This window comes from Butyrivibrio sp. FCS006, assembly GCF_000424525.1.
Classification (GTDB): domain Bacteria; phylum Bacillota; class Clostridia; order Lachnospirales; family Lachnospiraceae; genus Butyrivibrio.
In genome coordinates, this window is the sequence record NZ_KE384205.1 from 142,543 (window position 1) to 151,363 (window position 8,821).

The window sequence follows — 8,821 nt, forward strand, 5'->3', positions numbered from 1 at the left end:
GGAAAAGAGTTTCATCAATCAACCTTCGGCTTTTTAATGGTTATAACGTCGCTTTCATTAGCATAGTTGTAATAGTTCTTTATATCCTTCTTGGCTCCGCCCTGGTTCGGGTGCTTTCCGTATCCCGCCCAGGAGTTTATCGGATCCGCATATGCCTCGTGGTTGTCGCATACGATCTGACACCACTGATCATCCCATTTATTGGCATTTACATGTACCCATTTAAGAGGAGGATCATCATCCATTACAGCGTCCAGATAATCCAGGACAAGTCCCAGCGCTCTAGTGGTTCCGGCACAGGTATATTCCTGTCCGATGAAAACTCCGTAAGCTGTTCTGTACATCTTGCTGTTTGAACTCTTAACCTGGTCCTGTGTCAGCTCCACTCCAAGATCACAGTATGCTCTGACAATTCCTGTCGCATATACGATCATCTTTATCTGATCGCCATCTTTGTAGGCGTCATGTTTTGGTTTGACGTGATCATACACATGCTGCGCAATCTGATAAGCAATATCTCTTGCTGCAACTTCCTGAGCTCTTGTCATTCCACCGTTGCTGTGCAGGTTTCCGGAAATTACAACCATTCCGTCCTGCTTTTTGCTGGTCTTCTGATAAGAAGGAACAACATACTCATAACTGCTGCTCTGAGGATAAGCCCCTAGAACGATCTGCTTGTCGGCAACACGTTTTTCTTTTATTCCAAACTCTACGTAGTGCTTGATAAGCAGATCCGGGTTTGGACCAAAAGCATCACGCAGATCAGAGTAGTTTAAATAGTAATAAAGCGGATTATAGTAATAAGGAGCCCCCGAATAATCCACGCCATTGTACTTAGTTGTGCCCTTTTCCAGTGTTTTTCGTGTATCCTCAGAGAGCTTTATACCATCTCCCTGAGTATATCCGGCTGCCTGAGCTTTTATTGCATTAACCGGGAAAAGAACCAGTCCACAGATCATGGTAATTCCAAACACTGCGCAGACCACTCTCTTCAATGACAACTTCATGAAAAGCACCTCACTTTCGACTGAACTTTGGGTAAAAAAGAGCATAAAAAAAGCCAACAAGATTTTCATACATTAATCTTATCGGCTTATTTTATAAAATATTTATACTAATTCGAATGTTTTCCGTTAATTAAAGTTAACGCTGCAAAAGCAAAACCTGATATCAGCACCAGTAGTCTGATATGATAGTCATCGGCAGTATCTGAAGTATCAGCTCTTCTTGCTCCCAGAACTCTTTGCGAAACAGTGCTGTTACCTGCTGCCTGAAGAGAGTCCATCACCACGTTTCCTGTGGTGGCTGTGAGTCCTGAATTCGTTCTTATGACTGAAATGATCGATGTAGTCCCGGAAGCTGATGTATTCTCACTTCCACTAACCGTTGCAGATTCTCCGGTTCCAGGATCCACCAGTATCAGCTCACCGTTTACCTTTTTGATATTGTAGAGATCATTAACAGGTTTGCCGTTTTCGTCAACTATGATGACAGTGGTTATCTCGTTAACCGATCTTCCTACACCGGTCTGGCTTCCGTTAATAACTACTTTTTCTATCCTGTGCCCCTCAAGGAGTGATCCTGAGGTAATGGTAAAACTGTCATCCGTAAGAGTCTGACCCTGGTTGTTTTTAACCGTAGTGCCTGCCTCAACTGTAATATCCCTGGCTTTTACATTTACCGTTCCTGTAACAGGAAGGACATTAAACTTGGCTGGAAGAATATTGCCGGCTGAATCCTTGATGATAAAATCAGCAGCACTCCTTAATGGGTGATCATCAGCGTCATAGAAAACAACTTCCTGTGAATCGCCGATATTTGTGACCTTGGCAAAGGCCTTAACAACATTAACCCAGAAGTCCTGTCCACGGTAAGTAAACTCTGTGCCCTGTCCATTATCCGCATAGGATTTGGTTCCGATAAACTGACCATAGCACTCGTAGAGGTATCCGATAATGGGATTATCGCTCTCTTTGTCTTTTACCACAATCTCAAAACCACCAACGATATGCTCTTTGCCGTCAAAGACGATTTCCTTGCACTCTTTCCCATCTTCAAGAAACAGTGCTCTGATCTCCAGCGTTACATCAGGAATAGGATCGGCTACTTCAGCAGGTTTCTCAGGTTCTTGTGGTTCTTCTGTCTCCTGCGGGTCTTTTGGATCCTGTGGATCTTCTAATTCCTGTGGATCATTTGGATCCTGTGGGTCTTCTGTTTCCGCAATAGTTCTTTCTCTTATTACACCGTCAACATGAATTGTGACGTCGGCATTAGGATAGCCGGTTGTAGCACTTTTAATGACATACCAAACAACATAGTGCTTAGTTTCATCAAATACTCCAACCGCACTCCTTATATCTGCCGCCTGCGGGAGCCTTTTCAGCATCTGTGAAACCTCATTGGATGCTGTGAATCCATCAGATAAAAGAGACTCCTCAGAGCCATCAACTGCATGAGCACTCTCAGAATAAGAAGCAGAAACTGCTCCGTCAACTCTGATAGCAGATGAATACTGGGCTGCAGCGTAGTTACCGGGTTCTTCCGGTATATCAGCCCCGACTGCTGCTCCTCTTATAAAGAAGCACACATCAAGAGCTCTTTCGGTATCCTCCATGATATCTGTCTGGATAAAGTCCTGATCGCTATTTAGTTCTTCAGCTCTGACACTGATTGACGTGCTACCGCTCCCCAGCACAGCACAAAATATCATCAGCGTCATCAGAATGCAAAGCGCATTCCTGACCCGGATTTTCATAACGAATGCAACTCCCAAAATTGATTTATATAAACATACTGAAATATCATAGCAAATATTCTATCATATCAGCTATCATATCTGCGTGTTTTTTTGTATGGAATCAAAATATCCGCATGGCATCGGATATAGATGAAACACCGATTATCTCTACATCTTTGAAGGTACTTTTTAGCTTGGATTCAAGAGCTCTGGGTACAATGCAGGTCTTAAAGCCGAGTTTCCTTGCTTCTGACACTCTGGCTTCTGCCATGTTTACTGAACGCACTTCTCCTGATAATCCGACTTCACCGAAGGCAATCACATCTCCGTTTATGGGTTTGTTCTTAAAGCTTGAGATTAGTGCAAGGCAGATTCCAAGATCAAGCGAAGGCTCCGCTATTCTCATACCACCTGCGAGATTTACATAGGCGTCCGATTCACCCATCTGAAGGCCTACTCTCTTTTCAAGAACTGCCATTAAGAGGTTAACTCTGTTGTAGTCTGTTCCGTTTGCCTGTCTCTTTGGAAATCCGAAATTGCTCCTGCAGACAAGGGCCTGAATCTCAATGAGTATCGGTCTTGTTCCTTCGACAGAGCAGGTCACGATTGATCCACTGGCATTTTCAGGTCTTCCATCCAGCATGAACTCTGAAGGATTGGTAACCTCTACAAGGCCCTTCTCCTGCATCTCAAAGACTCCGATCTCGTTGGTGGAGCCAAAACGGTTTTTAACTGCCCTGAGAATCCTGTAGGATGCATGCCTGTCGCCCTCAAAGTAAAGAACAGTATCAACCATATGCTCAAGAACTCTTGGTCCTGCAACCAGGCCTTCCTTGGTCACATGTCCTACGATGAATATTGAAATATTCATGCTCTTGGCAATGCGAAGAAGGACGGAGGTTGACTCTCTTACCTGTGAGACACTTCCCGGCGCTGATGAAACAGCCTCGTTGTACATGGTCTGTATGGAATCGATGATGACTACCTTGGGTTTAGCCCTTGTAATAGCTTCCTCAATATTTCCAAGATTGGTCTCACACATGAACTTGAGCTTATCAGAGAACTCCCCTATTCTGTTGGCTCTTAGCTTGATCTGTCGAAGAGATTCCTCACCGGAAATATACAAAACGTCTTTGTCGTCAGATGAAATATTTCCTGCAACCTGAAGAAGGATCGTTGACTTACCAATTCCCGGATCTCCGCCCACAAGGATGAGCGACCCCTTAACAAGACCTCCTCCGAGAACTCTGTTCAGCTCACCTATATGTGTGTCGTATCGCTCCTCGTCATTCATCTCAATGTCCGAAAGAGCCTTTGGAGCCTCATATGCTCCACTGCTGCCCGTCGAGGCACTTATCCCCTTGGCCGGCTTTGCAGCAGGCTTAACCGTCTCCTCAACAAATGTATTCCATTCCTTACACCCCGGGCACTGTCCCATCCATTTGGATGACTCATACCCGCAGCTCTGACAGAAAAAAACTGATTTGATCTTTGTTGCCATTTAACCTCCCTTATACCCCTACAATTAAAAAGAGCTTTCCTTATCAGGGAAAGCTCTTTGATAATATTTTGTTATTTACAGACCTTGACCTCTACAGGGCCTTCGCCTGACAGTTCCACGCTGATGTTCAGCTTGCCGCCAAGATTTGTTGTCATCTTGCCGATGCTGTTTCCGCCAACAGATACACTGTACTCAGTGTTCTCCAGGAGTCCAAGTGTGATCTGTGCATCGCTGTCACCTTCTACACTGAACTCCACCCCGTTATCTGTCTCTTTGAAACCTGTGACAGCAGTTCCGGGAACTGACTCATAAACAAAGTTCTCATTACTCTCGAGCTTTGTGATATCCTTGTAGGTCTTTACCTTGAGGATATTACCGTTGTGCTCAAAATTCTCCAGCTTCTTCTTTTCCGGAAGCTTGTAATTGCCAAAGCTTACAGTGCCATCACTTTCAGCTTTGATCAACTGTTCTACGACAGCCATAGTAGCCCTCCTAAGCATGTTGCACTTTTAATAAGTAACCCATATATAAAGTATATCCTACTCCGACACATTATTAAATTAAATTTTTCTTATTTTTTGGCCGTCTTTTTTGTTGCCTTTTTGACCGGCTTTTTAGTGGTCACAGTGCTCTTTGTCTTGGACGTACCCTTGCTCTTCGTGGTCTTGACGGACACCTTCTTGACAGAAGAACTCTTTCCGTCTTTTCCGACAAAGACAACCTTGTCATCCTTAAGAGTTACCGTAACATCCATACCTGCCTTGATGTTGCCCTTAAGAAGTTCTTCGGCCATTGCATCCTCAATGGTGGACTGGATAGCTCTTTTAAGAGGTCTTGCACCCATCTTGGCATCGGAATGCTTGGTAACCAGGTACTTCTTAACTGCAGGTGAAATGGTAAGATTGATATCCATCTGAGCCTTGCATCTCTTGGAGAGATTCTGAGAAAGTAGCGTTACGATATCCATCATCTCTTTCTCTGTAAGGGTATGGAATACCATGATCTCATCAATACGGTTGATGAACTCGGGTTTAAAGAGCTTTTTCACTTCTTCCATAACGCCGTTTTTCATGTCTTCGTAGTCTCTCTTGGCATCAGGTCCGGCGCCAAAGCCGAGCTTCTTGGGATCAACGATCTTCTGAGCTCCCACATTGGAGGTCATGATAAGGATGGTATTCTTAAAGCTTACTTTTCTGCCCTTGGAATCTGTGATGTGTCCGTCATCAAGCACCTGAAGAAGGATATTGAAGATATCCGGATGAGCCTTCTCAATCTCATCAAACAGGATTACGGAATACGGATGGCGACGTACCTTCTCAGAGAGCTGGCCTCCGTCATCAAATCCGACATATCCGGGCGGTGATCCGATCATCTTGGATACCGAATGACCTTCCATGTACTCAGACATATCAACTCTTATAAGAGCATTCTCATCACCAAACATTGCCTCTGCAAGTGCCTTGGACAGTTCTGTCTTACCTACACCTGTAGGACCCAGGAAAAGAAATGATCCAATAGGTCTGTTTGGATCCTGAAGTCCAACTCTTCCTCTTCTGATAGCCTTGGATACTGCCTTTACAGCATCCTCCTGACCAATAACTCTCTTGTGGAGTACAGACTCAAGTTTAAGGAGCTTCTCAGACTCTTTTTCTGCGATCTTCTTAACAGGGATTCTGGTCCATTCAGCCACAACCTCTGCAATGTCATTCTCATTAACGATGAAACCTGATGTGAGGTTCTTCCTCTTCTCTGCAGTTCTTACCTTCTGGAGCTTATTAAGGAGCTGGTTCTGCTGCTTGTTGTATAATCCGGCATTGGCAAAGTCGCCTTCTTTTAATGCATTTTCTATGCTGATGTCGAGATCCCTGATCTCCTGCTCAAGGTCTTTTACCTTGGATGAAACGCCCATGGTGCGAAGTCTTACAGCTGAAGCTGCTTCATCGATAAGGTCAATGGCCTTATCCGGAAGATTTCTGTCATTGATATATCTCTCGGAGAGCTCAACGGCAGCCTTGATAGCTTCAGGAGTAATGGTAACTCTGTGGTGCTCCTCGTATTTGCTGACAATTCCGTTAAGAATTGCTGTAGCTTCTTCCTTCGTAGGCTCATCCACATTTACAGGCTGGAATCTACGCTCTAAGGCAGCGTCCTTCTCCACATACTTGCGGTACTCAGTGATGGTTGTCGCACCGATCATCTGGATCTCGCCTCTGGCAAGAGACGGCTTAAGGATGTTGGAAGCATCGATGGCGCCCTCTGCGCCGCCGGCACCGATAAGAGTGTGCATCTCATCTACAAAGAGGATGATATTGCCATCATCTGCAACTTCCTTGATGACCTTCTTGATCCTCTCCTCAAACTCACCTCTGTATTTGGAACCTGCGATCATACCTGAAAGATCCAGGGTTACAAGTCTCTTGTTCTGTACTGTAAGCGGAACATCGCCTGAAGCAATTCTCTGGGCAAGTCCCTCTACAACTGCAGTCTTACCTACACCCGGTTCACCGATAAGGCATGGATTGTTCTTGGTTCTTCTTGAGAGAATCTGGATCACTCTCTTGATCTCCCTCTCTCTTCCGATAACGGGATCGAGCTTACCTTCGGTGGCAAGTGCTGTCATATCTCTACTGTACTGAGCCAGAATTGATGCTTTCTTGCCGGTCTTCTGTGCAATTGCTTTCTTACCAAGATCCTCTTTTACAATATTGGGATCCTCGCCCATGGCAGCAAGTGTCTCAGCGTAAATCTTCTGAGCAGGTACGTTGAGAGTGCTGATAAGTCTTACAGCTACATTTTCTCCCTCTTTGATAAGGGCAAGAAGAATATGCTCTGTTCCTGTCTTGTCTGCATGGAAACGCTCTGCCAGCTTGTGAGCCTCCTCAAGGACCTTCTCAGCTCTAGGTGAGAAACCGTCCCTGTCAAGGGTTCTGACATTGCTATCGGGAACGATAAGATCTCTTATCATGTCCATCATCCTGTTCTCATCGATACCATTGTCGATGAGGATCCTGGATGCCACACATCCGTCCTCTAAGATAAGTCCCATGAGGATGTGCTCTGTTCCCACATAATTAAGTTTAAGTGTCCTTGCTGTCTTCTTGGCCAGCTTAAGGACGTCATTGGCCATCGCCGTGAATTTAGATTCCATATATTAATCCTTTCTGTTAAAGGTTTGTGTAAGCCTCGTAATTGTCATAGAGTTCATCTACCAGTGAATGGATATCATCCCTGCCTATTCCCTTACAGATGGCTCTGGCAAGAACTACCGCCAGCTCGCTCCTTGCTTCCTTAAGGGCCTTGAGCTTGTTGATATCAAGGGCAATTATCGCACCTCTCCTCCTGTCAATCTTCACAAATCCTTCCTGCTGGAGAATGGAGTATGCCTTGTTGACCGTATGCATGTTGATGCCTATGGTCTCTGCCAGCTGCCTTACACTGGGAAGCTGTTCTCCCTCCCTGAACTGAGACGTGGCAATTCCCAATATGATCTGATTACAGAGCTGAACGTATATCGCCTCATCACTGTTAAAATCAATTTCAATGATCATAGATCGCGCCTCCTTTCTGTGATATGTTTAGTATAACATATATTACAGAATTTTCCTACTGCCTGGAAAGAGTCCTTTGTTGGCGCTGTTTTGCTGTTTTTGCTGTCGTCGCCAGCCCATGTGCCAGCCTCACATCCCGCCCCGGCTGCGCGGACATTGTAGCACAAAATATTAGGACTGCAAGGGCTGCCCGAGCATGTAGGCTCAGCGTACTGTCCCTTGCAGTCCTAATATTTCATGCATCTCGGTCACTAAGCCGGGGCAGCATGTTAGGTTATCGAAGAACTCAAAGCTTGTGCAAGCTTTTTTCATGTCCCGAACATGGATATGTCGCTATTTGCCACATACTTCAGCTAGAGATACCCCCTTGTGCAAGCTTTTTTCATGTCCCGTAGGCAATAACCTGTGCTTCTGCCACAGATTTCTGCTAAGTACCTGTCTCCAGCTGCCTATTTTTCATGTCCCAGACATAGATATGCGGCTATCTGCCACATACTTCGGCTAAAGACAACCCCTTGTGCAAGCTTTTTTCATGTCCCGGTGCAATATCCTGTGCTTCTGCCACAGATTTCTGCTAAGCCCCCGTCTTCATCCGCACATTTCTCATGTCCTGAACATAGATATGTGGCTATTTGCCACATACTTCGGCTAAAGATAGCCCCTTGTGCAAATCTTTTACCTGTCAATCAGCCAACAAACCTCCTCCCCGCCATAAAATAAAGCTTGTAAAAGGGTTTTGTGCAAGCCTTTTACCTGTCAATCAACCAACAAACCTCCTCCCTGCCATAAAATAAAGCTTGATAAAAGGTCTTGTGCAAGCCTTTTACCTGTCAATCAGCCAACAAACCTCCTCCCCGCCATAAAATAAAGCTTGTAAAAGGGTTTTGTGCAAGCCTTTTACCTGTCAATCAACCAACAAACCTCCTCCCTGCCATAAAATAAAGCTTGATAAAAGGTCTTGTGCAAGCCTTTTACCTGTCAATCAGCCAACAAACCTCCTCCCTGCCATAAAATAAAGCTTGTAAAAGGGTTTTG

The 8,821-nt window shown here is 45.0% G+C and carries 6 protein-coding genes; all 6 read right to left on the minus strand.

Annotation, left to right across the window (positions count from 1 at the left end):
* Positions 1-14: 14 nt before the first annotated feature.
* Positions 15-1,007, minus strand: a complete 993-nt coding sequence (locus G633_RS0115250; protein ID WP_026520449.1) for a hypothetical protein — start codon at positions 1,005-1,007, stop codon at positions 15-17.
* Between the two features lie 107 nt (positions 1,008-1,114).
* Positions 1,115-2,755 (minus strand): hypothetical protein, encoded by a 1,641-nt coding sequence (locus G633_RS0115255; protein ID WP_026520450.1) that lies wholly within the window; start codon positions 2,753-2,755, stop codon positions 1,115-1,117.
* A 103-nt stretch (positions 2,756-2,858) separates the two neighbouring features.
* Positions 2,859-4,238, minus strand: a complete 1,380-nt coding sequence (gene radA, locus G633_RS0115260) for a DNA repair protein RadA (RefSeq protein ID WP_026520451.1) — start codon at positions 4,236-4,238, stop codon at positions 2,859-2,861.
* A gap of 71 nt (positions 4,239-4,309) precedes the next feature.
* Positions 4,310-4,720, minus strand: a complete 411-nt coding sequence (locus G633_RS0115265) for a hypothetical protein (RefSeq protein WP_022767521.1) — start codon at positions 4,718-4,720, stop codon at positions 4,310-4,312.
* Positions 4,721-4,809: 89 nt separating this feature from the next.
* Complete coding sequence (locus tag G633_RS0115270) at positions 4,810-7,386, minus strand: ATP-dependent Clp protease ATP-binding subunit (protein WP_026520452.1); 2,577 nt, start codon at positions 7,384-7,386, stop codon at positions 4,810-4,812.
* 16 nt (positions 7,387-7,402) lie between these two features.
* Complete coding sequence (locus G633_RS0115275; RefSeq protein WP_022767523.1) at positions 7,403-7,786, minus strand: GntR family transcriptional regulator; 384 nt, start codon at positions 7,784-7,786, stop codon at positions 7,403-7,405.
* Positions 7,787-8,821 lie beyond the last annotated feature (1,035 nt).